This window comes from Oceanobacillus sp. FSL W8-0428 (genome assembly GCF_038004405.1).
In the GTDB taxonomy this organism is placed as follows: domain Bacteria; phylum Bacillota; class Bacilli; order Bacillales; family Amphibacillaceae; genus Oceanobacillus; species Oceanobacillus sojae.
This window is the reverse complement of sequence record NZ_JBBORB010000001.1, coordinates 1689207-1713976: the sequence shown is the minus strand read 5'-3', so window position 1 is coordinate 1713976 and position 24770 is coordinate 1689207. Positions and strand designations below refer to the sequence as shown.

General features: G+C 39.6%; 19 protein-coding genes, 6 tRNA genes and 1 CRISPR repeat array. Of the genes, 7 read left to right on the top strand and 18 right to left on the bottom strand.

Going from position 1 to position 24770, the window contains the following annotated elements; genetic code table 11:
• Positions 1-7: 7 nt before the first annotated feature.
• Positions 8-1810: a glutamine--fructose-6-phosphate transaminase (isomerizing) gene (gene glmS, locus MKY30_RS07845; RefSeq protein ID WP_147212689.1), complete on the bottom strand. Its 1803-nt coding sequence runs from the start codon at positions 1808-1810 to the stop codon at positions 8-10.
• A 740-nt stretch (positions 1811-2550) separates the two neighbouring features.
• Positions 2551-3771: a CRISPR direct-repeat array (repeat unit 32 nt; unit sequence TTCTCACCTTATATGGGTGAGTGGATTGAAAT).
• 186 nt (positions 3772-3957) lie between these two features.
• Between glmS and MKY30_RS07840 the strand changes: the two genes are divergently transcribed.
• Positions 3958-4551, top strand: coding sequence for an AAA family ATPase (locus MKY30_RS07840; protein ID WP_147212690.1), 594 nt, complete (start codon positions 3958-3960; stop codon positions 4549-4551).
• Between the two features lie 90 nt (positions 4552-4641).
• Here the strand turns inward: MKY30_RS07840 and MKY30_RS07835 are convergent, their stop codons facing one another.
• Positions 4642-6435 (bottom strand): S9 family peptidase, encoded by a 1794-nt coding sequence (locus MKY30_RS07835; protein WP_341083345.1) that lies wholly within the window; start codon positions 6433-6435, stop codon positions 4642-4644.
• A 365-nt stretch (positions 6436-6800) separates the two neighbouring features.
• Here MKY30_RS07835 and MKY30_RS07830 point away from each other — a divergent pair, with 365 nt between their 5' ends.
• Both MKY30_RS07830 and MKY30_RS07825 read left to right on the top strand, forming a co-directional pair.
• Positions 6801-7868 (top strand): LLM class flavin-dependent oxidoreductase, encoded by a 1068-nt coding sequence (locus tag MKY30_RS07830; RefSeq protein ID WP_339284146.1) that lies wholly within the window; start codon positions 6801-6803, stop codon positions 7866-7868.
• Between the two features lie 3 nt (positions 7869-7871).
• Positions 7872-8438: an NADPH-dependent FMN reductase gene (locus MKY30_RS07825; RefSeq protein ID WP_341083343.1), complete on the top strand. Its 567-nt coding sequence runs from the start codon at positions 7872-7874 to the stop codon at positions 8436-8438.
• A 58-nt stretch (positions 8439-8496) separates the two neighbouring features.
• Here the strand turns inward: MKY30_RS07825 and glmM are convergent, their stop codons facing one another.
• The 5 genes from glmM to sigW all read right to left on the bottom strand — a co-directional run bounded on the left by glmM (position 8497) and on the right by sigW (position 13423).
• Positions 8497-9840 (bottom strand): phosphoglucosamine mutase, encoded by a 1344-nt coding sequence (gene glmM, locus MKY30_RS07820; protein WP_147212693.1) that lies wholly within the window; start codon positions 9838-9840, stop codon positions 8497-8499.
• Between the two features lie 34 nt (positions 9841-9874).
• Entirely contained in the window at positions 9875-11107 is a 1233-nt protein-coding gene (locus MKY30_RS07815) for a CdaR family protein (protein ID WP_147212694.1), read from the bottom strand.
• Positions 11100-11921 (bottom strand): diadenylate cyclase CdaA, encoded by an 822-nt coding sequence (cdaA, locus tag MKY30_RS07810; protein WP_147212695.1) that lies wholly within the window; start codon positions 11919-11921, stop codon positions 11100-11102. The genes MKY30_RS07815 and cdaA overlap by 8 nt, the downstream gene beginning before the upstream one ends.
• Positions 11922-12202: 281 nt before the next feature.
• On the bottom strand, positions 12203-12844 hold the full coding sequence (gene rsiW / locus MKY30_RS07805; RefSeq protein ID WP_147212696.1) for an anti-sigma-W factor RsiW: 642 nt from the start codon (positions 12842-12844) through the stop codon (positions 12203-12205).
• A gap of 15 nt (positions 12845-12859) precedes the next feature.
• On the bottom strand, positions 12860-13423 hold the full coding sequence (sigW, locus tag MKY30_RS07800) for an RNA polymerase sigma factor SigW (RefSeq protein ID WP_147212697.1): 564 nt from the start codon (positions 13421-13423) through the stop codon (positions 12860-12862).
• A gap of 136 nt (positions 13424-13559) precedes the next feature.
• Here sigW and MKY30_RS07795 point away from each other — a divergent pair, with 136 nt between their 5' ends.
• Positions 13560-13712, top strand: a complete 153-nt coding sequence (locus MKY30_RS07795) for an aspartyl-phosphate phosphatase Spo0E family protein (protein WP_077605006.1) — start codon at positions 13560-13562, stop codon at positions 13710-13712.
• Positions 13713-13968: 256 nt separating this feature from the next.
• Here the strand turns inward: MKY30_RS07795 and MKY30_RS07790 are convergent, their stop codons facing one another.
• The 10 genes from MKY30_RS07790 to MKY30_RS07745 all read right to left on the bottom strand — a co-directional run bounded on the left by MKY30_RS07790 (position 13969) and on the right by MKY30_RS07745 (position 19389).
• The gene (locus MKY30_RS07790; RefSeq protein ID WP_341083342.1) at positions 13969-15081 is read right to left on the bottom strand and encodes a phosphomevalonate kinase; all 1113 of its coding nucleotides are present in this window, start codon (positions 15079-15081) and stop codon (positions 13969-13971) included.
• A 12-nt stretch (positions 15082-15093) separates the two neighbouring features.
• A complete protein-coding gene (gene mvaD, locus MKY30_RS07785; RefSeq protein WP_341083341.1) occupies positions 15094-16068 on the bottom strand; it encodes a diphosphomevalonate decarboxylase in 975 nt (324 codons plus the stop codon).
• 83 nt (positions 16069-16151) lie between these two features.
• The gene (gene mvk, locus MKY30_RS07780; protein ID WP_147212699.1) at positions 16152-17108 is read right to left on the bottom strand and encodes a mevalonate kinase; all 957 of its coding nucleotides are present in this window, start codon (positions 17106-17108) and stop codon (positions 16152-16154) included.
• A complete protein-coding gene (locus MKY30_RS07775) occupies positions 17105-18394 on the bottom strand; it encodes a hydroxymethylglutaryl-CoA reductase, degradative (protein ID WP_339284135.1) in 1290 nt (429 codons plus the stop codon). The genes mvk and MKY30_RS07775 overlap by 4 nt, the downstream gene beginning before the upstream one ends.
• A gap of 435 nt (positions 18395-18829) precedes the next feature.
• Positions 18830-18902, bottom strand: a tRNA-Lys gene (locus tag MKY30_RS07770).
• 43 nt (positions 18903-18945) lie between these two features.
• A tRNA-Gln gene (locus MKY30_RS07765) sits at positions 18946-19017 on the bottom strand.
• 10 nt (positions 19018-19027) lie between these two features.
• Positions 19028-19112: transfer RNA gene (locus tag MKY30_RS07760), tRNA-Tyr, on the bottom strand.
• A 41-nt stretch (positions 19113-19153) separates the two neighbouring features.
• Positions 19154-19229 (bottom strand) — tRNA-Thr (locus tag MKY30_RS07755).
• A 4-nt stretch (positions 19230-19233) separates the two neighbouring features.
• A tRNA-Val gene (locus tag MKY30_RS07750) sits at positions 19234-19309 on the bottom strand.
• Positions 19310-19314: 5 nt separating this feature from the next.
• A tRNA-Glu gene (locus MKY30_RS07745) sits at positions 19315-19389 on the bottom strand.
• 537 nt (positions 19390-19926) lie between these two features.
• On the opposite strand from MKY30_RS07745, the gene fabI reads away from it, so the two are divergent.
• The 3 genes from fabI (at position 19927) to MKY30_RS07730 (ending at position 23880) form a co-directional block, all read left to right on the top strand.
• A complete protein-coding gene (gene fabI, locus MKY30_RS07740; RefSeq protein ID WP_339284133.1) occupies positions 19927-20703 on the top strand; it encodes an enoyl-ACP reductase FabI in 777 nt (258 codons plus the stop codon).
• A 143-nt stretch (positions 20704-20846) separates the two neighbouring features.
• Positions 20847-22274 carry an aldehyde dehydrogenase family protein gene (locus tag MKY30_RS07735; protein WP_341083340.1) on the top strand — a complete coding sequence of 476 codons (1428 nt, stop codon included), beginning with the start codon at positions 20847-20849 and terminating at the stop codon, positions 22272-22274.
• 364 nt (positions 22275-22638) lie between these two features.
• Positions 22639-23880 carry a metal ABC transporter solute-binding protein, Zn/Mn family gene (locus tag MKY30_RS07730; RefSeq protein ID WP_339284132.1) on the top strand — a complete coding sequence of 414 codons (1242 nt, stop codon included), beginning with the start codon at positions 22639-22641 and terminating at the stop codon, positions 23878-23880.
• Between the two features lie 55 nt (positions 23881-23935).
• Here the strand turns inward: MKY30_RS07730 and MKY30_RS07725 are convergent, their stop codons facing one another.
• Positions 23936-24526: a class D sortase gene (locus MKY30_RS07725; protein WP_341083339.1), complete on the bottom strand. Its 591-nt coding sequence runs from the start codon at positions 24524-24526 to the stop codon at positions 23936-23938.
• Between the last annotated feature and the right edge of the window lie 244 nt (positions 24527-24770).

Below are 24770 nucleotides of genomic sequence, written 5' to 3'. Positions count from 1 at the left end.
TCTATACCTATTCCACTGTAACACTCTTCGCCAGGTTACGTGGTTTATCCACGTCACAATCACGATGAAGTGCTGCATAATAAGCCAGAAGCTGCATTGGAATAACACTTACTAATGGAGTTAACAGCTCATGAACCGGAGGCAATACAAAAGCATCCTCATCCTGTTCTAAGCCTTTTGAGCTGATAATAAGTGCATGTGCTCCACGGGCAACTACTTCCTGCACGTTTCCACGAATAGAGTAGTTTACATTTTCCTGTGTTGTTAAAGCAATTACCGGTGTACCATCTTCAATTAAAGCAATAGTTCCATGCTTCAATTCTCCTCCAGCAAAACCTTCTGCCTGGATATAAGAGATTTCTTTCAGCTTCAATGCTGCTTCTTGAGCAACATGATAGTCTGTACTGCGGCCAATATAGAAAGCATTGCGTGTTGTAGCAAAATAATCTCTTGCTAACTGTTCAAGCTCTTCTTTTTGGTTTGTAATAACCTCCATTGCATTCGCTACAATGGCAAGCTCTTGTAATGGATCAAAATCTAATTTAATACCTTTTACTCTCGCTGTATCTACTGCAAGAACTGCTAAAACAGCAATTTGTGCTGTGTATGCTTTTGTGGAAGCCACAGCAATTTCTGGTCCAGCATGTAAAGGTAAAGTATAATTTGCTTCACGAGAAAGGGTTGATCCGGGCACGTTTGTTAATGTAAGTGCTGGATGTCCTAATTCTTTTATCTTAACTAATACAGCACGGCTGTCTGCTGTTTCACCACTTTGAGAAATAAAGATAAACAATGGTTTCTCAGACAACAGCGGCATGTTATATGAAAATTCACTTGCAACGTGTACTTCTACGGGGATGTTAGAAAGCTTTTCAAGAAATTCTTTTCCAACTAATCCGGCATGATAGCTTGTTCCTGCTGCAATGATATAAATGCGATCTGCTTTTTCCATGGCTTTACGAATATCTTTGTCTAACTTTAATTCGCCTTTTTCATTCTGATATTCACGAATAATATTACGCATAACAATTGGCTGCTCATCAATTTCTTTCAGCATGAAATGAGGATATGTTCCTTTTTCTGTATCACTTGCATCAATTTCTGCGATAAATGGTTCACGTTGGATGACTTCTCCATCTAATGTCTGCACTTCTACAAAGCTGCGATTGACAAGAACAATTTCTTTGTCATAGATTTCCAAGTACTCGTTAGTTTCCTTCAACGTTGCCATTGCGTCACTGGCAATCAGGTTAAATCCTTCTCCTAACCCAACCAATAACGGACTTTTATTTTTGGATACATATAAAGTATCATGATCTTCTGCATCAATCAGACCAATAGCATAAGAACCCTTTAGCAGGCTCATTGCTTCACCAAATGCTTTTTTGGTATTTTTATGCTTTTCATAAAGTTTTTCAATAAGCTGTACGATAACCTCTGTGTCTGTTTCACTCACAAAGTCAACATCTGCCAGGAATTCTTTCTTTAGATCGATATAGTTTTCAATAACACCATTATGCACAATAGTAAATCGTTCTGATGAGCTTTGATGTGGATGTGCATTTTGCACACTTGGCACACCATGCGTAGCCCAGCGAGTATGACCAATACCAATTGTAGCTTCCACACTGCTATCTACTTCTTCACGTAACACTGCAATACGTCCTTTTACCTTTGTTACGTGTACACCTTCTTCACCTAAAGTTGCAATACCTGCAGAGTCATAACCGCGATATTCTAATTTTTCCAAGCCTGTTAATAAAATTTCTTTCGTATCATTTTGTCCAATATAACCGACGATTCCGCACATGTCGATGTCCTCCTTGTTTGAAGGGGCAGGAACAAAAGACCGATTCGAAGCGAAGGGGCCTTGTTCTGCCCCTTTCTCGTGTTTGTTTTTTTATAAGACATCATTCTTTATCTCTTTGTTCACCAAGTCACCCTGATGGTTTAAAGATAAAGCAGCAGCTGCGATGTACAGCTGGGAGGCACCCGCCGAATAATTCGATAACCCCCGACCTCGTCAACTATTCTTCCTTACCGTCCGTAGAATAGTCCTGGCGCTTGTTATTATAGATTCCGTTTTGTATTCTTTCTGCTCCTCTCCATTTTTATTTGCTCTTGTCAAACGGACTTTTACATTTGGAAAACAAGAACTTTCTATATTCTATCGGAAAGTCATATTATAGGTCAACCTTTTTCTTCCTTTCCGATTAAAATAGTTTATGAAATCCTTTTAGAAATGTTGCAGAATATACACAAATGACTGGATAGGTGCAGGTTAGTATGACCAGAAGAATGTTTGAAGAGGATTAGAACAGAATGGTATAATTAAAAATATTAAGAAGGATTCAGGAAAATTTTTAGTTGGATGGATAAATTAGTGCTAACCTTAAGCAAACATGAATTACTAAGGAGGTTAGCACCTCAATGTGTATAAGGTTCTAACGGGATTTGTTAAGGATAATGCTTCTTTATGTTCCTTTTTATAAAAGGTTAGCACTTTTTATTATTTGAAAGCTTGCTGGACAAGGGGTTATGTTGTCCGCTTTCTCACCTTATATGGGTGAGTGGATTGAAATATCACAAGCAGAATACCATACTGCAAGGATAGATTTCTCACCTTATATGGGTGAGTGGATTGAAATATTCTCCCTCACCCTTCCCCTTTTTAACGTACTTTTCTCACCTTATATGGGTGAGTGGATTGAAATTTTATGTATTTCTATCTTTATTTACCGTTATATCTTCTCACCTTATATGGGTGAGTGGATTGAAATCGCAATTACCTTCGTGCAGCCGCACCCATTTAACTTCTCACCTTATATGGGTGAGTGGATTGAAATTAATACGTCAGCAGGAACCGCCTTTCCTAGGTTATTCTCACCTTATATGGGTGAGTGGATTGAAATCGATAAGCCCGTAAGAGCCACCCTCTTGCGTTTTTTCTCACCTTATATGGGTGAGTGGATTGAAATCAATTTATCTAACCACTTACTATTTTTATCACGCTTCTCACCTTATATGGGTGAGTGGATTGAAATAGTCGATGCTAAAGCAAGTTTTAAAATCTTTGCATTCTCACCTTATATGGGTGAGTGGATTGAAATATCAACATTTCAGATGATATTTTACCATCTGAAGTTCTCACCTTATATGGGTGAGTGGATTGAAATTTTATTATAATCGTTAGATTGAATCTGTTTATCCTTCTCACCTTATATGGGTGAGTGGATTGAAATCATTCGAGTAAACCAGGAGTGATTCCTAGTTTTTCTTCTCACCTTATATGGGTGAGTGGATTGAAATCCAGTACCAGGCTTTGCATAGATCAACATTTTATTCTCACCTTATATGGGTGAGTGGATTGAAATCTTTACTGGTGTTATAGATAAAGCAAAAGCTTTAATTCTCACCTTATATGGGTGAGTGGATTGAAATCAGTTGGATATAACACCAATAGCTGTCATGGCTTTTCTCACCTTATATGGGTGAGTGGATTGAAATCCCTATTTGTCGAATATAATAATACTAAGGGAGGTTCTCACCTTATATGGGTGAGTGGATTGAAATATTGTCACCGCATAACGGAAGTACTGGCATTGTTCTCACCTTATATGGGTGAGTGGATTGAAATATAGGATTTGCAACGTTTTTATTATGCCAAAATCTCTTCTCACCTTATATGGGTGAGTGGATTGAAATTCTGCATAAGCGATTGCTTTTTTGCTATCTCCAATTCTCACCTTATATGGGTGAGTGGATTGAAATAATCGTGCCAGCTAGTGACGGTACTTCTGTAAAGTTTCGCATCCTATACGATTATGCGAATTGAAATGGTGCTACAACAAAGAAATGCTCAAAAAAACAGAATATAAATATGAGGTAGATAAGAAGAACCAAGCTCATCTCTTTCCATCTACCTCTACATAAACCACACCAAAAAGGAGCCTCCCCATGACAAAAATAATCTGGCTTAACGGAGCTTTTGGAGCAGGTAAAACACAGACAGCCTATGAATTACATAGAAGATTAGAAAATTCCTTCGTTTATGATCCGGAAAATATCGGCTTCTTCTTCAATCAAAATTTGCCTAGCGAGTTAAAAAAGAAAGACTTTCAAGATTACGAAATGTGGAGAGAATTTAACCGCAAAACTATAAAATATATCGTTGAAAACCATGATGGAACAATTATTGTTCCTATGACAATCACAGATATATCTTACTTTGAAGAAATCACTGGAAATCTCGAATCTGAAAAAATCGAGCTGCATAAATTTGTTTTATCTGCTTCCAAAGAAGTCATTGAAAGCAGGCTAAAGAAACGTCTTGAGAGAAAAAATTCATGGGGCTTTAAGCAAATCGACAGATGTATCACAAGCCTGGCTGATGAAGCCTTTGGAGAAAAAATAGAGACAGATTATTTATCCATCGATGGCGTTGTAGAAATCATTGCAGCAAAAGCAAATTTAGTATTAAAAGAAGACAATCGCTCCCATCTAAAAAGAAGAATAGACCGCATAAAAACACAGATAAAGCACATTAGATAACTTGAAAAAATTTATTGATTCAAAAAATCATCAGCAGCTCTCCAGGCTATCCTTCCTTGCCTTGCCCGGAGCTCTGCTGATGTTTTATTCTTACTTATGCTTCTCCATAAAATCTAACATCCGCTTATAAACTTTAATTTCATTCTCTTTTTTTGAGAATCCATGTCCTTCATCCTCCAGCACAAGATACTCGACATCCCGGCCTTTATCCTGGAGCTTCTGAACAATTTGATCCGACTCTTCCTTCACGACACGAGGGTCTTTTGCACCTTGGATAACTAGCATTGGTTTTGTCATTGTTTCTAAATAAGTAACTGGCGAATCCTTCACAAATCGTTCCTTATCCCGCTCCGGATCGCCGAGCCATCTTTCCATAATTGGCTTCCAATGTGGCGGTACAGAATTGACAAAAGTAAATAAATCAGATGGTCCAAAGATATCAATTACTGCTTTAAAATATTCCGGATGACGTCCATGTAAGAGCAGTGCCATGTAACCGCCATAGCTTCCCCCTACCAGGAATAGATGGTCTGGATCCGTAATTTTCTGGTCGAACAGCCATTTGATACCTTCTACATTGTCAAGCCGTGGTCCATGTCCCCAATCCTGCTCAACGAGTTTAACAAAGGAAGAGCCATAACCTGTACTTCCCCGGAAGTTCGGCGCAAAAATATGATAACCGCGATTTAGAATACTTTGGAACATGGCACGGAAAAATTTCCGCTCAGCTGCCTGCGGTCCGCCGTGTGGCCAAAATACTGTATAGCCATTGGCATTTTCTGGCTTCGCTCTGAATAGCAATGATTCCATTTCCATCCCGTCAAAAGAACTATAGGTTACAATTTCAGGGTCAACAAGCTCCTCTTCGGAAACTCCTAAAACACGATTATCTGTGAGCTGTTCCCATTTTTCACTGTTCGTCAGGCGGTAGATATTATCCGGTTTTACCGCTGAACGTCCAAGAAGATAAACTGCCCCTGATTCTGTTACTGTCACTTGATCGATCATATCAAATGGCTTTCTGATTTCTTTCAGCTCTCCGGACTTCACTTTATACTGATAAAGCTTATCTACAACACCTTTTTCCGTTACCAAATATAGTGAATTTGATGCTTTATCGTATTTTACTATCTCTATCGACTCTTCTTCGATTTCAAGAACCTTGGAAAATTCCCCTTGCTTGATATCATACTTTGCTAAATACGTATATTCACTTTCATAATCCGTCGGGAAATAAATTGTGTTATTATCCGTGAAAACCGGTTCATAGGATACATGCACTTTTTTTGGATCAGGAGTAAGATAAATTTTTTCGTCTTCCTTTTGAATGAAAATATTATTATAGGTATTCGCAAACATGCTTTCATATACCAAGGTCTTCTCATCTTCAGATACAGCCGCAAGCGTGGTCGGCGCTGTTTCTCCTTCTATCAGGAGTTCATCTTTATCTGTATCCAGATGACGTACACGTGTGTTTAAGAAGCTCGGATTGTTCTCGGATGTATTATAATAAATACGTTTTCCGTCTCTACTCAAATGCGCAAATAAATACTTTTCATTCTCTGCTCCGGTAATCAGCGACTGCGGCAAGCCTCCCTCTGGAGGCAATGCATAAATTTGATAATTTTCGTCTCCATCCGAATCAAAGCTTGTTAACACGTACTGCCCATTCGGATCAAATTGAACAAATAAGGAGGCTTCATCCTTTTGGGCAAATTGAAACGGATATGTATGCTCTTTACTTAAGTCTAATGCCCATAGATTACGTTTTCCACTCAAGTTAGTTGAGAATACCAGCTTTTTTTCATCTTTGCTTAATTGAAAGTGATAAATACTATACGTATAAAAGAACTGTTCTACTTTCGGATTAGGAAATTTGATCATTCTATTTACACTCCTTTTTTCTGTATTTTCTATATTATACCATCATTTGTGAAATGAACCAGCGACTCCGGTCTTTTCTCCTCTCCATCTTAAGGCGGATATGTGGAAAATAAACTATCTTTAATTCAAGCTACTTTAATTGCATTTTCATCAATTGAATAGTAAAGTGATAGGTATAACAGATTGCGGAACAAGAGAAGCTGTGGAAGGAGATTTGGTTATTCATCTGCTTTCAATCCATATACTTCACTCAGCAATCCGCTTACTTTCAATTGTATTTTCATAATAAATAGTCCACTGTCACTTAAGCTGGACAGAACAACGCATAGAAAATAAAACCTAAAAACACTAGAGGAGCAAATATGATGGAAAAATACCGTATTGATCAAAAGAAAGGAATGGAGTTCGGACTTTACACCCTGGGAGATCATATAGCCAATCCTTTCACTGGAAAACGAATTTCTGCACAGCAGCGTATTCAGGAAATTATTGAATTAGCAAAATTAGCCGAGCAAGCCGGGCTGGATTTTTTCAGTGTCGGGGAAAGTCATCAGGATTATTTCACCACACAGGCGCACAGTGTTGTGTTAGCTGCTATCGCGCAGGCAACAAATAATATTAAGATTGGCAGCTCGTCTACCATTATCAGCACCTCTGACCCCGTTCGGGTTTATGAAGATTTTGCCGCGATTGATTTAATTTCTGATGGACGTGCTGAGATTATCGCGGGAAGAGCTTCCCGGATTGGACTTTTTGATTTATTAGGCTATGACGTGCAAGATTATGAAGCATTATTTGAAGAAAAATTTAATCTGCTGCTGCAAATCAATGAAAATGAAAAGCTCAGCTGGGAAGGTCAATATCGGGCACCGTTAAAAGATGCGAAAGTGCTGCCCCGTCCGAAAGATAACACACTGCCAATCTGGCGTGCAGTCGGGGGAACTCCTGCCAGCGCGATGAAGGCAGGTTATACCGGTGTTCCCATGATGCTGGCAACACTCGGCGGTCCTGCAAGTGCTTTTAAAAATGTTATTGATGCATATCGGGAAACAGCAAAAAGGAGCGGTCATGATACAGCAGAGCTTCCGGTTGGTGTTACTGGTTTTTTCCATGTGGCAGAAACAAGCCAGGATGCCCTGAAGCAGATATACCCTTATATTAATGAAGGAATGAAGCTGACCAATGGTCAAGGTTTTCCAAAGCAGGCATTTGCACAGGCCAAGGATAAACGGAGTGTTATCAATGTCGGCAGTCCACAGGAGATTATTGAAAAAATCCTTTATCAGTATGAGCTTTTTGGACATCAGCGTTACCTTGCCCAAATGGACTTTGGCGGTGTCCCCTTCGAACAATTGGCAAAAAATATCGAAGTCATTGCCGAAGAAATCCTTCCAGCTATTCGCAAGTACACAGGAAAGAATCAGGGGGAATAACAAATGAATGTTATTGGTTTATCTGGATCCATTGTCGGATCCAAAACACGGACAGCAATGGATGTAGTTGCAAAAGAAATCAATGAAAAGTATCCAGAAGCAGAATTTCAACTGATTGATTTAAAAGATTATGATTTGCAATTCAGTGACGGCCGTAACTATCTGGACTATTCAGGAGATACAGCCTCGGTAACCAGGAAGATTATGGAGGCAGACGTAATTATTATCGGCACACCTGTATTCCAGGCATCTATTCCGGCAAGCTTAAAGAATATTTTTGATTTGCTTCCTGCAGGTGCATTTCGTGATAAGGTGGTTAGCTTCTTTATCACAGCTGGTTCTTCCAAGCATTACTTAGTAGCTGACTATCAATTAAAGCCTACATTGGCCTATATGAAAGCGCAGATCGTCCAAACTTATGTCTATATAGAGGAAAAAAGTTTTCAGCAAAAGGAATTAATCGATGATGATGTATCTTTTCGTTTAGAGCGTTTAGTGGAGGATACCTTAGATACTTTTGAGGCAGTCGAATGTGTTAGAAAAAGGAAAGAGGATTCTTACGGCTTCTAATCGAAAACAATAAAAAAATCGTATGAATGAGCAGCATTCATACGATTTTTTTACTATCTTAAGCACCTAAATGATTTTCAATCACTTTTACAATTCGCTCTGCATATGTTTTGCAGTCCTCTTCTGTCTTCGCTTCTACCATGACACGAACAAGCGGTTCTGTTCCTGATGGCCGAACTAAAACACGTCCGTTCTCTCCCAGTTCTTCCTCCACAGCCTGTACCTCATCTAAGATGATCGGGCTTGTCAAAGCTTCATTTTTGTCTGTTACCCGAACATTAATTAATGTCTGAGGAAAAATAGTCATCTCATCTGCCAGCTCTGACAAAAGCTTGCCTGATTCGCGCATAACATTTACAAGCTGCAATGCGGATAACAGCCCGTCTCCTGTTGTAATATAATCCAGGAAGATAATATGGCCAGATTGTTCTCCGCCTAAGTTATAACCATTGTTACGCATTTCTTCCATAACGTAGCGGTCACCTACTGCAGTCTTATCACTTTTCAGACCCGCTTCTTCCAATGCTTTATAAAAGCCTAAATTACTCATAACAGTGGATACTACTGTATCCTTGCGAAGCATTCCAATTTCTTTCATATATTTCGCGCAGATAAACATGATTTTATCGCCGTCCACGATTCTTCCTTTTTCATCAACAGCAATAAGACGATCTCCGTCTCCATCAAAAGCCAGTCCAATATCAGCCTCTTTATCCAGCACAAATTGCTGCAAGCCTTCAGGATGTGTCGATCCAACACCGTCATTGATATTCAGACCATTTGGAGTGGAGCCCATAGAATGAATATCTGCTTCTAAATCTGCAAACAGGTGAGTAGCCAGACTGGAAGTTGCTCCATGCGCACAATCGACTGCAATGCGTATTCCATCAAAATCATTATCAATCGTGTCTTTTAAGAAGGATAGGTATTTTTGTCCACCTTCAAAATAATCACTTACGGACCCAATAGCAGGGCCTGTCGGACGAGGTAAATCATCCTCTTCTTTTTCTAATAAAGCTTCAATTTCTGCTTCTTGTTCATCTGTCAGCTTAAATCCGTCCGGTCCAAAGAACTTAATCCCGTTATCTTCCACTGGATTATGGGATGCAGAAATCATAACCCCGGCCTGTGCACTCATCACTTTTGTTAAATAAGCGACTCCAGGAGTTGAGATAACACCAAGTCTCATAGCTTCAGCGCCTGTGGATAATAAACCGGCAATCAATGCACCTTCCAGCATATGTCCGGAAATACGTGTGTCTCTGCCAATTAAGACTCGCGGTTTTTCACTGCCTTTTGTTAACGCGTAACCGCCAAAGCGGCCGAGCTTAAATGCCAGTTCAGGAGTTAAGCCTTCATTCGCTACTCCTCTGACACCATCTGTTCCAAAATATTTACCCATTATTATACCTCTCCTTTGACCATCCAATATACAACTAGTCTTCTGCCGTTTCAGCTGGATCAATTATTTCAACCGTTATTTCTTCTACACTTCCTGTAGCAGTCACATCATCAGGTGTCTCAATCGTAACAGGGACTTCATGCTCCCCCGGTTCCAAATCAGAGAAATCCAGCACTGCTCGAATATCATCTGCGGTTAAATCATTCACCAGTGAAGAATCTCCCTTTAGCTCCACATCAAGTGAAGAGTCGGGGTACGAGACTTCCAGTCCATTTCCTAAACCTTCTTCTTCTATAGGTACATCTTCAATCGTTTTTGTTCCTTCTACCTCAATCGTTACTTCCACCTCATTTGTTTCAGGTGATTGTACGTTTTCCGGCAAATCAAGTGGAACTTCTACTGTGCCAGATTCTTCAACTTCTGACAGGTCTACCGGTTCTGTATTAACTTCAGAAATATCATCAAGAACATCACTTTGTGAGTAAATTTCTACTTCATCTGTGTTCGCAGAAATAGAACCAAGCTCAAGGTCCTCTTCTAATTCGCCTGTTGTCTCTACAGAGAGTGGTACAGACTTGCTCGGATTATCTACTTCCACGGAAACCTGAATACTTTCCGGCTCCATTCTGACATTCAATTCATTACCCTGGACATCATATACATTCACTGGAAGCTCGCGATTATTAATCGACTCATCTACATCTTCCATATTTACATAAACCTTTACGGAACCAATAGAGTTAATGACATTCCGGGAACTCGTTATTGTTATCGTCTCCGGATTGATGCTGTAGTCAACTACCTCATAACCATCTGCCATTTTGTCCTGATTAATAAGATCGGCAGTTACAGTAAACTCTTGAGATGCCCTTTCTTCTATGTTGACCTGAACCGTCTTCGGCTCAATAAATACTTCCACATCACCCGGTATATTATGCTCCAGCTCTACATCATGCGGTCCTTCTCCCAGACCTTCTAAGTCAACGTATACATCAAAATTACGCTGAAGTAAATACGGCGTCAAACTGCCCCGGTTCCCTTGTAAAGTAACCTGAACCTCTTCTGGAACATCGCTGACAACATATTTATCGCGATCAATTCTTATATCGACCGGTACATTATCCAGGGTTTCTGTAGCATCGCTTGAACCGGAGAACGTAGCATCTGAATTTGGATTTTCTGATACATTGACAAATGCATAAAGTGTTACGGCAAAAGCCAAAGAAAGGACACGAACAAACCATTTACTCTTAAACCAATTATCCACGTTTACCATTCCCCCGTTTCCATAATTTTTTGTCAGAGGTTTTCGGCACAATTGATAAATGTGTTAAAAGCATTTCTCTTAATTTTTCTTCATTAATATCACGATGTAATTCACCATTTTTTGTACAAGAGATGGATCCAGTTTCCTCAGAAACAACAATTGTCAGGGCATCTGTCACTTCACTAATCCCCATCGCTGCGCGGTGCCTGGTGCCTAATTCTTTTGAGATAAATGGACTCTCGGATAAAGGCAGGTAGCAAGCTGCAGCTGTAATCTCTTCATTTTTTATGATTACCGCCCCATCATGCAATGGTGTATTCGGTGTAAATATATTTGTCAGAAGCTGGTGGGTAAGCTTTCCGTTAATCGGAATTCCTGTCTCCGCATATTCTCCAATTCCAGTTTCTCTTTCAATGGAAATAAGAGCACCAATTCTTCTTTTTGCCATGTAATTACAGGATGTAACAATTGCCTCAATTTCATTTTGTATAATTTCTTCAGCTGTGCTTCCAGACCTGACGAAAATATTACCTCTTCCCAGCTGCTCCAGTGCTCTCCGCAGCTCCGGCTGGAATAAAATAACAATGACAACAACACCCCAATTAATAACTTGGCCCGTGATAAATTGTATGGTTTGTAAGTTTAACAGTACACTTATTCCCCACACAACTAATACAACCGCTATCCCTTTTAAAAGCTGAATAGCTTTTGTTCCTCTGATCAGCATGATTAATTTATATAATACATACCAGACGAGAGCGATATCAACGCCTATCCGCAGCAGATTTAAAATGTCAAATCCCCCATCAAGCATGTTCACACATCCTTTACCCAATAGAATTACCTGTTTATTTTTTAAAATTATTTATATTACCATTGACTATATGAAATTGCAGTCGGTAATTATTATATCATAAATTTGTAAAAACAGACCTGTCTGTAGTTTCGTTTATTATCATTTTTCTGCTTCATATTTTTTATACTTGTATAACAATGTAAGGATGTTCTTTCCAGTCAAAGTACATGAGGGTTCGTGTCCTTTTAAAAAAGAGAGCGATATAAATGCTCTCTTCTTCAATACTTATCTATTTTTAATTAGAACGAGAATAATCCTTTAAAAAAATTCTTTACATGGTACCAAATCCATTCAAACGTTTGATCAACAGTCTCTAGATCCCCATTCACACCTCCGGCAGACGCCATTAGGTTGCCTCCATCGAGCTGGGAATCACTATCCAGGAGCTCTCCGTTAAATAAGGTGACATTACCATCAACGGTTCCAAGCACTAACAAATCACCGTTCTTCACGTAGACATCACCTGGAACAGTTACCCCTGCCGGTACAATAACTGTATCTCCGTCAATAACAAGCTCTTCCTGCGTTGAAACCACAAGTTGATCTGTTCCTTGATTAAAAGTAGACGACAGACTGCCTATCATCAGCAGAAAAAAGATTGCGGCCGCCACAAGAATTGGATGACGTTTAAACCAGCGCTTGTACTTCATGGATTTCTTCTCTGTCGGCAGTTTACTCATAACATTCTCGGTGAACCCTGCCGGCGCTTCCATCCGCTCCGCACTTCGAATTAAAGTAATCGTCCGATTAAGTTCATGAAAATGCTTCTGACAGTCCTCACAATCTTCAAGATGCCTTCTTAGTAGGCTTTCATCTTCTGCAGAAATATCCCCGTCTAAATAGTCATGCATTCTTTTTATATATTTTTCATTACAACTCACATCAAGCACGCTCCTTTACACATGTCGAAGCCTCTTTCTAAGGGCCTCTCTCCCCCGATGAATCCGCGTCTTTACCGTACCAAGAGGGACATCAAGAATCTCACTGATTTCTTTTAGAGAAAATTCTTCTAAATATCTGAGCATGATAATACTTCGATATTTAGAAGGCAACTGTGAAATCTCTTGATGAATATACCGCTGCAGTTCCCTGCTCTCTACTTCTTCTCCAGGAAGACGTTCCGTGCTGGCAAGCTGGGAATACATATCAAGTCCATCTGTTCCTTTTACTTCCGCATCGAGATGATAATCCGGCTTGCGCTTGCGCATACGGTCGATGGTTAAATTTGTAGCAATCCGGTATAACCATGTAGAAAACTTTCTATTCTCATCGAATGAATCAATATTCACAAAAGCACGTATAAATGCTTCCTGTGCCATATCCTCCGCTTCATGCTTATTGCCAAGCATGCGGTAGCAATGCTGGTATATTTTATCCTGATAAAAGGCTACTACATCTGAAAAAGCAGACTGATCTCCTTTTTTTACTTGTATAATTTTTTTCTTTATAAATTGTTCCATCTAATTACCTCCGCATTATGCGGTACTCTCTATACGAAACAACCGCTTGTAAGGTTTCACTTTTTCAAAAGAATGTTTATTTTTTTTCAGGCAGGGTATACCTAACGATAAGTATACTAAAAAAGGAGTGACTTTTGTGGATAAGAAAACATTATTCATAAAAATTGAACAATACAGAGAAGAAATGATGACCTTATCTAAAGAGCAAGGCTTAAGCTCCGAAGCCGTCTTAGCCACAAGCGAAAAACTTGATGCATTAATCTATGCCTATTTAAAAAGATCTTCTTGAGAGTCTGCTCTTCTTTTCAAAGACATGTATTAGGTATGTCTTTTTTTGTGCTTCTTTTTAGCTGCATATATCCAAATGTATCCTTTTTTAACCGAGTATATCTCTACGAATAATAATATCCTATTTTTCCCTTCATATCATTAGTCTTTTTTTATTTTTATAAAATCCTTCAAAATCAATCTAAAGATAATAGTGATTTAAAATCATAAACAAAAGAACCGATTTACAATATATACATTGCAAAACGGCTCTCACTTTATATAGAATCATTCTCTTCAATCACCATTTCTCCACCAATAGAAGGTGATATCGTCAAAACTTTAATTCCTTCTTTTTCCCAGGCGAGCGCTAATTCTTTTGCTGTTTCTTCTGAAGGCATAAAAGCAATTCCACAATCCCCGCCCCCGGCTCCCGAAGGTTTCCCGGCGCCTCCAAGATGCTCTGCAAGCTTACACAATACTGCCAAGTCAGGCGTTTCAATACTTGTATCAGCTGCTTTTCCTACTTGATCCAAAGCTTTTCGGTTTGCTTTTATCCCCTGAAATAATTGGAGCAGGTCGCCATTCTCTGCTCCTGTTAAGAATTTGGAGACTGCATTTTTACTGTCTTCTAAAAATTTATTATAAGCTTCTGCATTATTCACCTTCAATAAACGGACCTGATTCACTAAATCCTTCGTAGAGGCTGCGCTGCCCGTCCATCCCACACAGAAGTAAACATTATCCGGTAAGGCGATCGGCTTGGATTTATAGTATTTCCAATCCTTCTTTAGCATCTCAGTGATAGAATTTGTCTCTTTGTATGCCTCAAGAAGCCAATCTGCCTGGAAGGATGAAAATTGCAGCAGTCCGCCATACGTGGATGCAGCTACATCTGCACCCGAACCATTCCCCTGCGTAATTACATGAGATAACGCAGCCAAACGAAAAATGGTATCTTTTTCTGCCAGTTTTGGGGCCTGGAAATGTAATACTCCTGCTACAATTGAAGTAACAATCGCCGCGCTTGAACCCAAACCATATTTTACACCAGAGGTATCATCTAATTCACTGCGTGTTGATACATGCATCGGACGAATAGGTAATCCCTGTTCTTCCAAATAACGATAAGTAACCCGGAGTGCTTCCTTCACAAAAGACAGCCGGGGGTCGCCAGATTCAATATGTATATCTGTTTCCCGCCATGACCACGGGACTTTATGAAGTGAAAAATCGGATAAAGTCAGCTGGTGACTGTCCGCATCAGAAACGTTAGCATACACAAAACGATTAACAGCCATCACCGCCAAATCCTGATAAGGCTCTAATACGGCAAACTCTCCTGCAATCATTAATTTTCCTGGTACTTTGACTGTAATTGATTTTGCCACCGTATATTCCTCCTATAGATAGCTGATTCCGCTTCCGGGCTTGCTAACAATAATATCTTCTACGCCTTCAATGGATTGCAGACGTTTTTTTACTTTATCCTCATCTTCTGATAAATATAATACTTTTACGTTCGGACCTGCATCAATTGTAAAAAACACAGGAATCCCTTTTTCTCTTAAATTCTGCACAGTCTGCATCACTCGCATTGTTGTGTCCTGCCAATATGTAAAAGGCGGATTAGCTCCTAATGTTGTCGCATGCATCCGCAGACAGTTTGCTTCTGCAATGCTTCCCATTTTTTCAAAGTCTTTTTCAGCAATTGCTTGTTTTATTTCTTGTAAATCCTTGGGTGTCTGCTCCAGCCAGCCTGCATAAAAAGGAGAGGTTTCTACCGTACGGCGCATCCCTTCTCGGCTCGAGACCTTTTTCGTTGTTTTTGATAAAACAACAGCCGCAATTCGAATATCCCAATGAGACTTGCCTGCAACTTGTACTGCAAAGGAATCAGCTCCATCTTCACGCTCCCCCATCTGCCATTCAACAAAACCGCCATAAATAGAGCGGCAAGCAGAACCAGAGCCTTGCCGGGCTAATTTTGATAATTCTGTGTCATCCAAGGAGATCCCTATTGCTTTCGCACTTGCAGCAGCCAATGCTGCAAGACCGGATGCAGAGGAAGCAAATCCGGCAGCAGTAGGGACATGATTTACTGATTGAATCTGTGCATATAGTTCTTTTCCAGAAAGAGCCCGCACCTTATCTAAAAATACTGCTACCTTTTCAAGAGCATTCCCTTCTACATTCTGTTCATTTAAGAGAAAGATATCTTTCTTTAAGTCCTCTTGAAAATGCACTGTTGTCTCTGTAGAAAAGCCGTCTAATGTAACAGAAAGATTACTGTTGGTAGGGAGAATTAATGATTCATTCCGCTTTCCCCAGTACTTAATTAAAGCGATATTCGTATGCGCCCTTGCTGTCGCCTTCATATTTGAACCCCCTTTTCTACATACCTGTCAAAACATTCATTTACTGCAGTGAAAAAGAACCTTCTACTGAATAAAGTTTCACTTTATTTCTTTAATACAAATGGCCACACTGCCGCAGCACCAAATCGGCGTAATTTTTCAGCTAACTGTTTCGAATGCACTTCATTTTGAGCAAGCGCAATAATACAGCCGCCATTTCCTCCACCTGTCAGTTTTGCCCCCAAAGCACCTTCTTCACGGGCAAAGTGAATTAATTTATTTAAACCGGCATCACTTACACCTAATACTTCCAATTCTTTTTGTGCTTCATTTAACAGCTGCCCAAGAATGTGTTTACTCGCCTTTTCTAAGGCTTCTTTCGCATTATGCGTCAGTTCTCCGATTCGTTCTATTTTTGAATGAATACGTTGTGGAGCTGTTTTTAGCAGATTTGCTACAGATTCAACCGATGTACGGGTATCACCAATCCTGCCGGAGTCTGCAACAATAAAATGAAGATCTTCTCCTAATTCGATGTGCTCTACAGGATTTCCCTTTTTATACCAGACTGGTTTATCTGAGGTAATGGTCAATGTGTCTAACCCGCTGGGAGCTCCATGCGCATAAGTTTCTGCAACATTTGCTAATTGAAGCAATTCCTCTACTGAGCATTCCTTATCACAGTAGTTGAATATAGAGCGAATGACAGAAATAGCTACAGATGCACTGGATCCAAGGCCTTTCCCAGGAGGGACAGAAGAATTAATTCGTATTAATAAGTCTTTATAAGGGATCCCAAGGTATTCACAGGAACTGGATACACATTCAACAATTCCTTCCAGCTCTTTCGGGGCATGCTTCAGGGGACCGTGATAAAAAGTACTGTCCATTTTCACCGCCCCAGGAACATACTCAATCACCGTCTCTACACCAATTAAAGGAAATGGGATAGCAATTGCCGGCTGTCCGTGTACAACCGCATGCTCTCCAATTAAAATGACCTTACTATGAGCTATACCAATAGCTGTTTTTTCCGACGCTGTTACTTTTTCTGCACTCATTGTTTATACTGTTCCACCAATTCTTTAGCTTTTCCCACACGGATTTCTTGTTGTTCTACTAATTGTTTTGCTATCACATCAATCATCTCCCCAGTTGCTCCTCCGGCAATCGCAACAGAACGTGAATGAAGTGCCATGTGACCTTTCTGAATACCGTCTGTTGCCAACGCTTTGAGCGCTCCAAGATTTTGAGCGAGACCAACTGCCACAATTACTTGCGCAAGCTCTTCTGCTGATTCAATATGCATAATGGATAAAGAAAAATCAGCGAGCGGATGCACACGTGTTGCTCCTCCGACTGTTCCTATAGACATTGGTAATTCAATTTCACCAACAAGATTACCTTCTTCATCCTTTGACCATGTAGTCATAGATCCATAATGACCATTTCTCGCAGCATAAGCATGTGCTCCAGCTTCTACTGCCCGCCAATCATTTCCTGTCGCTATCACAACAGGATCAATCCCGTTCATAATCCCTTTGTTATGCGTTACAGCACGATAGGGGTCAGAAGCAGCAAATTCATAGGCATGAATAACACCGTCTCTTACCTCTTCCCCAGAAAACGAACCTGTTTTCAGCAGATGTGGAGGTATAAAGCATTTCGCTGTTACAAGGCTGCGGTCTGCATAATTTGATAAAATACGCAAATAAACCTTTCCCCTGGTTATTTCTTCCACGATTGGAGCAATAGATTCTACCATGGTATTAATCATATTAGCACCCATTGCGTCACAGGTATCTACGTAGATATGCATAACCAGCATTTTACTATATGACGAAGAATCCTCTTCATTCAGAATCCGGACATCCAAATCCTTCACACCGCCGCCGCGATTGACAATACTTGGATAAGCATCATCAGCGGCACGCATTAATATATCTTTTTGTTGAAAAATTTTTTGCTTTGCTTCTTGAAAATCAGGACATCCAACAACTTGAATCTGTCCAATCATCAGTCTTTCCTTTGACTCTGTCTGAAATCCGCCAGCTTCTCTGACTATTTTTGCAATATGGCTTGCAGAAGCAACGACAGAAGCTTCTTCAATAGCCATTGGTACTACATATCCTTTCCCGTTTATCAAAAAATTTAATCCTAATCCAAATGGTAATTGATAGGTACCAATGACATTCTCAATCATATTATCTGCTGTTTCAATAGTAAGCGCGTCTGCGTTAGACAAATTTTGCGTTTCTGCATCCGTTAAAGAAAAGGCTTCACGTAATAATGCGCGCCTGTCTTCTACCGTCATATTATAAAAACCGGGTATTCTTGAAGAGGTCATGCCTAGCTCATCCTTTTTATTTATCATATCTAAATATGTTTTTTATTACTAAGTACTAAATTAAACTATATTTGATTATAACACGAATTCTACCGTTTTTTCATTTAGAAGATACTTATTTCGTTACTGGAATTATGTTAATCATTTTATCGTAATAAAATAAGAATTTTTACTTTATTAAAAGTAAAAAAATGCACAACACCAGTCTATATGCTTACAATGCTTCTATAATATATACTTTCTCATGATTTATTTCTTATGCGTAATATCAAAAAGCAAGAGCTTTAATGATTTGTTTCCCGCTTCATATATTTTAATCCTCAGTGACCTGAATACATATATATAAGGATAAAACAGTTTACTTATTTATAAAGAAAAAAACGAGATAATATTATCCCGTTTTCCTAAAGTGTTTTATACTTGTCATTCTTGTAATGAGCCATGAAGGATTCGAACCTTCGACCCTCTGATTAAAAGTCAGATGCTCTACCGACTGAGCTAATGACTCCTGTTATTTAAGCTATCCGCCTAAAAAAGACATAAAAAAAAGGCTGGGCCACTAGGATTCGAACCTAGGGTACACGGGATCAAAACCCGATGCCTTACCGCTTGGCTATGGCCCAACAAAAAACATGGTGGAGGGGGGCAGATTCGAACTGCCGAACCCTGAGGGAGCGGATTTACAGTCCGCCGCGTTTAGCCACTTCGCTACCCCTCCATATTATTGTTAACCATACTTTCAAATATATACACAAAAAATGGTGCCGGCCAGAGGACTTGAACCCCCAACCTACTGATTACAAGTCAGTTGCTCTACCAGTTGAGCTAGGCCGGCATAATGGTGGAGGATGCAGGGCTCGAACCTGCGACCCCCTGCTTGTAAGGCAGGTGCTCTCCCAGCTGAGCTAATCCTCCATTATTGGTGACCCGTACGGGATTCGAACCCGTGTTACCGCCGTGAAAGGGCGGTGTCTTAACCGCTTGACCAACGGGCCATGATGCGTTGTCTGAGAAGCTTTATGTAAGTATCTCTCGCAAACTGACGAATTTTATTATATCGAGTAACCAACCGTTTGTAAAGAGAAAAATGAAAAAAACTTTATTTTATTTTTTAAAAGCTCCTCGATTACCTCCTGTCCCTTATTCCAATGCTGTTTTTAGAGGCTTTAATTCCATCACATATTCCATGCTTTTGAATATTTCCTTCTATAATATAAACAACTTTTGAGTGATTTCTCTATTTATGACTAATAACCATGATTCCCTGCTGAATGAAATTTTTTTATAAGCTAAATTACTAAATAATACCCTTTAATTTTTCAACAAAAATAAAATGAAACATGTAACCAGTTAAAAAATACACCGATAGTCCTCCCGGGAAAGTAAAATATATTTCCGTAATAGTCTTGCCCAGGCTGAATTTTTATTTACATATGCTCTTCTATCTAAAAGGAAAAACAGATTATCACTTTATCACCTGGTACTAATCAGTTATAATAGGTGCTAAGTTAAATGTTGAATGGAGGATGAAAATGACAAAACTATTAGAAGGTAAAAATATTGTTGTAATGGGTGTTGCTAATGAAAGAAGTATCGCCTGGGGTATCACAAAATCTCTACATAATGCTGGAGCCAACCTTATTTTTACGAATAGACAAGAAAGATCCTATAAAAAACTAGCCAAACTTTTAGATAAGCATGAAATTGAACCAAAAGCAGTTGTTTCCTGCGATGTAGCATCAGATGAGAGTGTACAGGAGGCTTTTAATGAAATAAAAGAAAAAGTCGGTGTAATTCACGGGTTAGTTCACTCCGTTGCTTTTGCCAAACGTGAAGAACTGCAAGGTGAATATGTAAATACTTCTCGCGACGGCTTTTTATTGGCACAAGAAATCAGCGCTTATTCGCTGGTATCTGTTACAAAGGCTGCACAGGAATTAATGACTGAAGGCGGCTCAATTGTCACACAAACTTATATTGGAGCGGAGCAGGTTGTTCCAGGCTACAACGTTATGGGTGTTGCTAAAGCATCTTTGGAAGCAAGCGTCCGCTATTTAGCTGAAGATGTAGGTAAACGCGGAATTCGCGTGAACGCTGTATCAGCAGGCCCAATCCGCACACTCTCTGCAAAGGGAGTTGCTAATTTTAATGAAAAATCACATGTTGTGGAAGAAAAAGCTCCACTGCGCCGTAACATTGATCAGGATGAAGTTGGAGATGCAACTTTATTCTTCCTTAGTGAACTCTCTCGCGGAATCACTGGGGAAGTATTGCATGTGGATGCCGGTTTTAACATTATCGGCGGCTGATTCCTACAAAATATACAAAACTGCCTCTCTTAAAAAGAGAAGGCAGTTTTTTTTTGGCTGAAAACAAAGTTTTCTTCTATGTTTAATAACTATTTATAGCGGGAATCAGTATTAATGGAAAATATATAAAGGGGTGTAATAAAATGTATAACTATATACAGCATTATATTAACGGTCAGTGGGTTGATTCCACTGGAAACGAGAAAATTGATGTGATCAACCCTGCAACGGAAGAAAAAATTGGTGAAATCAGCTCTGGGACGAAAGAGGATCTCGATAAAGCAGTAAAAGCTGCGCGAGCTGCATTCCCGGCTTTTTCACAAACAACCAAAGAAGAACGCGCTGCATTGTTAGACCGCATTGCAGATGAATATGAGAAACGGAAAAACAAGTTTATTGAAATAATCATAGCAGAGCTTGGCTCTCCAGTAACTTTTACCACAAATGTACAATATCAAATGGGATTAAACCATTTCCGCACAGCAGCAAAGCTAGTACGCGATTTTGAGTTTACCGAAAAACGGGAAAACTCTTTGGTCCAAAAAGATGCTATTGGCGTTGCCGGTTTAATCACACCATGGAATTTCCCTACAAACCAAGTTTCTACGAAGTTAGCTTCCGCGTTTGCAGCTGGCAGCACAGTGGTATTAAAACCGTCTGAAGAAACGCCATTTGCGGCAATGCTGCTTACCGAAGCGATGGAAGCTGCCGGCGTTCCTGAAGGAGTATTCAACCTTGTAACCGGAACAGGCGATACAATTGGTAATGGTATCAGCTCTCACCCGGATATTGATTTCGTATCTTTCACCGGATCCGGTAAAGTTGGAACTAAAATTATGGAAAATGCAGCACCAGATATTAAAAAAGTAGCGCTGGAACTTGGCGGTAAATCTCCAATCATTGTATTAGATGATACAGACATCGATTATGCTGCTAAAAAGGCGATTTCCAATATTGCCGGCAATACAGGTCAGGTTTGTACAGCAGGAACACGTGCAATTGTCCCTGAATCTATTCATGATGATTTTATCGAAGCAATCAAACGTCATCTATCTGAATTTCCTATAGGTGATCCAAAAGATGAATCCACCTTTACTGGCCCACAGGTATCGGAGAAGCAATGGAACACTGTACAGGATTATATCCAGACTGGAATAGACAGCGATGCGACACTCGTTGCCGGCGGAACCGGTAAACCTGAAGGCTTGGAGACAGGTTATTATTCCAAGCTGACTGTATTTACCAATGTAAAGCCTGAAGACAAGATTGCTCAGGAAGAGATTTTCGGACCTGTACTCTCTGTTATCACCTATAAGGATTTAGATGAGGCAATCGATATAGCCAATGGTACTGTTTATGGTTTAGCAGGTTATGTTATCGGAAATAACCCGGACACCTTAACCCATGTCGCAAAAAGTATCCGCTCTGGCAGAATCACTGTCAATGATGGACAATCTGACTTCACTGCTCCATTCGGCGGCTACAAGCAATCCGGAGTTGGACGTGAGTGGGGAGACTACGGTATTGAGGAATTCTTAGAAGTAAAAACAATTACAGGCTTACCCTCTTAAATACTGATCTTATTTTCAGCAGCTCTTATGCTGCTGATTTTTTTGTGTTCAAAAGTATTGAATTTCAGCATGCCTCTTTGATATTGCATAACCACAACTTCAAATAAATCATTTCAGCGTAGTAAACTTTTAATGTTAAAAGTATAAAAATTGCTTGACATCCGTTCTAAAAACCTGTAAATTTTAAATCGTAACGATTACGAATAATCTTCACAACACAACTTAATTTAATCTACTTTACTTTTACTGGGTAAACTACAATCACAAAGCGCCTCAAAACGAAGCAATTCTATGCAGCATTGCTTTTTTATTTTTTAAAGAACTAAATTGGTTATTCTAATATTAAACAACGGAGGTACATTTCATGATAAAACGGACAATTATTTTTGCCAGCTTTCTCATACTTTTCCTTGCTGGCTGCCAATCAGCTGATAATAGTCAGGAAGAAAATAAAGAAACGCTGGAGATCTCTACAACTATTTTTGCTTTAGAAGATTTTATTTCAAAAGTTGGCGGAGAATTTGTTGATGTAGAAAGCATCTACCCGCCAAATGCAGACGCGCACACATACGAACCGAGCTCACGTGAGATGGTTGATCTAGCCAAGAAGGATTTATTCATTTATTCCGGCGTTGGCATGGAACCTTTCGCATCAAAAGCAAAGGATATTCTGGAAGGTGAAAAGGTAGAAGTCGCCGCAATTGGCGAGGATATCCACCTTCGCGGAGAAGCAGAACATGATCATGACCATGAAGGTGAAGAACATCATCACGAGGAAAAAGCAGAAGATAATGGAGATATTATTATTAACGGTATAAATGACCATTATCACAGTGGCGATACAGCTTCATTAGAAGCGGAAACAACGATCGATGAAGACATTGAAGAATGGAACTGGTATTTCCGTACAGAGGGTTCAGAGGACTGGCAGCTGAATGAAGATGCAGACGGTCCTTCATTTGAAACACAAATTAATGATACCTTAGAAGTGAAGCTGGAGCTCACAGATGCTAATGGAGAAGTAATTACGGAATCCGGTGTCGTTGACTTACTCATTGATAATCATGATGGCGAGAGCGGCATTGGCGATCCACATGTTTTTCTTGATCCAGTAATAAGCATTCAATTAGCTGAAAATATTAAAGACCTTCTTGTTGAAAAAATGCCGGAGCATGAAGACTATTTCACTGAGAATTTTGAGGAATTAAAAGGACAGCTAGAACAAGTGGATGAAGAATTAGCACAAACCATCGGTGACGCAGACCATCCGCAAATGATTGTATCACACGCTGCCTATGGCTATTGGGAAGATCGATATGGATTAGAACAAATCAGTATCCATGGCTTATCATCATCACAGGAGCCTTCCCAAGCTGCATTAGTAGAAATTGTTGATAAAGCCCGTGAATATGATTTGAAGTATGTTGTATTCGAAAGAAATATCAGCAGCAGAATAAGCGAGATTATCCAGGATGAAATTGGTGCCGAAAGTGCTGTTCTCAGTAATATGGAGACCATTACTGAAGAAGATATAGAAAATGGTGAGGATTACTTCAGCTTAATGCAAAAAAATATTGAAACTTTAGAAACAGTGCTAAACGATTAAAAAGCAGCTTTCTTCCAATGAAATGGTATTTCTCTGGAAGAAAGCTGTTTCATTATTATTCAGAAACTGGATAAGCATAGGCGACGAAACGTTCCGGCGCACTGCCTACAAAGTGAAATGGATAGCATGTCGTAACCACTAACACCTCTTCTCCCATTTCCCGGATAACAGAAGTATCGTCCTCTGGAACAATTTCTGTTTCTCTTATTTCATACGTATACTCTCCATACGGCATCTGTACGACAAACGTATCCCCTATTTCCAGATCACCAAAATCACGAAATACGGTATCACGATGTCCTGATAAAAGAATTTGCTCACCCTGTCCAGGTAAAACAGAGTTAGAAAGATGCCCGACTCCTTTGTCTAATGAATCCGGGTCAGTCCCTTCAACGATAGGCAGTATTTTCCCCAGTTTTGGTATTTCTAAAGTAGCGAACGCTTCGTCCGTCTCCGCTTCAAATTGTTCTATTGTTTCTTCTATGTCCTGATCGGCTTCACCCTGCGTGTTGGCTCCCTGCTCTATTCTTTCCTCCGCCTGAATTAAAGATTGTTTCTGTGATTGTTCGTGCCCTATAATTTGATATCCGAAAACGCCTAAACAGACAACACCTATGGTAATAAAGAGGATTCCTATTCTTCTCATTGAAGTCTCTCCCTTGGTAAATTAATTCAAATTAAAATAGAACGAAACTTTTTCCAGAAGGATTTTCAAAAACTTATGTACCACAAGTCCTGTAGACTTTATTATTTTTCTGAAAAGTTATTTATCGTTCTGGATCAATCAATATATAAATTCTTTCATCTAAAGGTAAGTTGATTATACTATATTTTTGCTCATCTATCCAAAAATTCTTTATAATTAAATTTCATGCTTCCCATATGTTATA

Excerpts from the sequence above, each read along its gene's own strand:
- glmS (WP_147212689.1), bottom strand. The coding sequence starts at position 1,810 with ATGTGCGGAATCGTCGGTTATATTGGACAAAATGATACGAAAGAAATT.
- MKY30_RS07840 (WP_147212690.1), top strand. The coding sequence starts at position 3,958 with ATGACAAAAATAATCTGGCTTAACGGAGCTTTTGGAGCAGGTAAAACA.
- MKY30_RS07835 (WP_341083345.1), bottom strand. The coding sequence starts at position 6,435 with ATGATCAAATTTCCTAATCCGAAAGTAGAACAGTTCTTTTATACGTAT.
- MKY30_RS07830 (WP_339284146.1), top strand. The coding sequence starts at position 6,801 with ATGGAAAAATACCGTATTGATCAAAAGAAAGGAATGGAGTTCGGACTT.
- MKY30_RS07825 (WP_341083343.1), top strand. The coding sequence starts at position 7,872 with ATGAATGTTATTGGTTTATCTGGATCCATTGTCGGATCCAAAACACGG.
- glmM (WP_147212693.1), bottom strand. The coding sequence starts at position 9,840 with ATGGGTAAATATTTTGGAACAGATGGTGTCAGAGGAGTAGCGAATGAA.
- cdaA (WP_147212695.1), bottom strand. The coding sequence starts at position 11,921 with ATGCTTGATGGGGGATTTGACATTTTAAATCTGCTGCGGATAGGCGTT.
- sigW (WP_147212697.1), bottom strand. The coding sequence starts at position 13,423 with ATGGAACAATTTATAAAGAAAAAAATTATACAAGTAAAAAAAGGAGAT.
- mvaD (WP_341083341.1), bottom strand. The coding sequence starts at position 16,068 with ATGAAGGCGACAGCAAGGGCGCATACGAATATCGCTTTAATTAAGTAC.
- mvk (WP_147212699.1), bottom strand. The coding sequence starts at position 17,108 with ATGAGTGCAGAAAAAGTAACAGCGTCGGAAAAAACAGCTATTGGTATA.
- MKY30_RS07775 (WP_339284135.1), bottom strand. The coding sequence starts at position 18,394 with ATGACCTCTTCAAGAATACCCGGTTTTTATAATATGACGGTAGAAGAC.
- fabI (WP_339284133.1), top strand. The coding sequence starts at position 19,927 with ATGACAAAACTATTAGAAGGTAAAAATATTGTTGTAATGGGTGTTGCT.
- MKY30_RS07735 (WP_341083340.1), top strand. The coding sequence starts at position 20,847 with ATGTATAACTATATACAGCATTATATTAACGGTCAGTGGGTTGATTCC.
- MKY30_RS07730 (WP_339284132.1), top strand. The coding sequence starts at position 22,639 with ATGATAAAACGGACAATTATTTTTGCCAGCTTTCTCATACTTTTCCTT.
- MKY30_RS07725 (WP_341083339.1), bottom strand. The coding sequence starts at position 24,526 with ATGAGAAGAATAGGAATCCTCTTTATTACCATAGGTGTTGTCTGTTTA.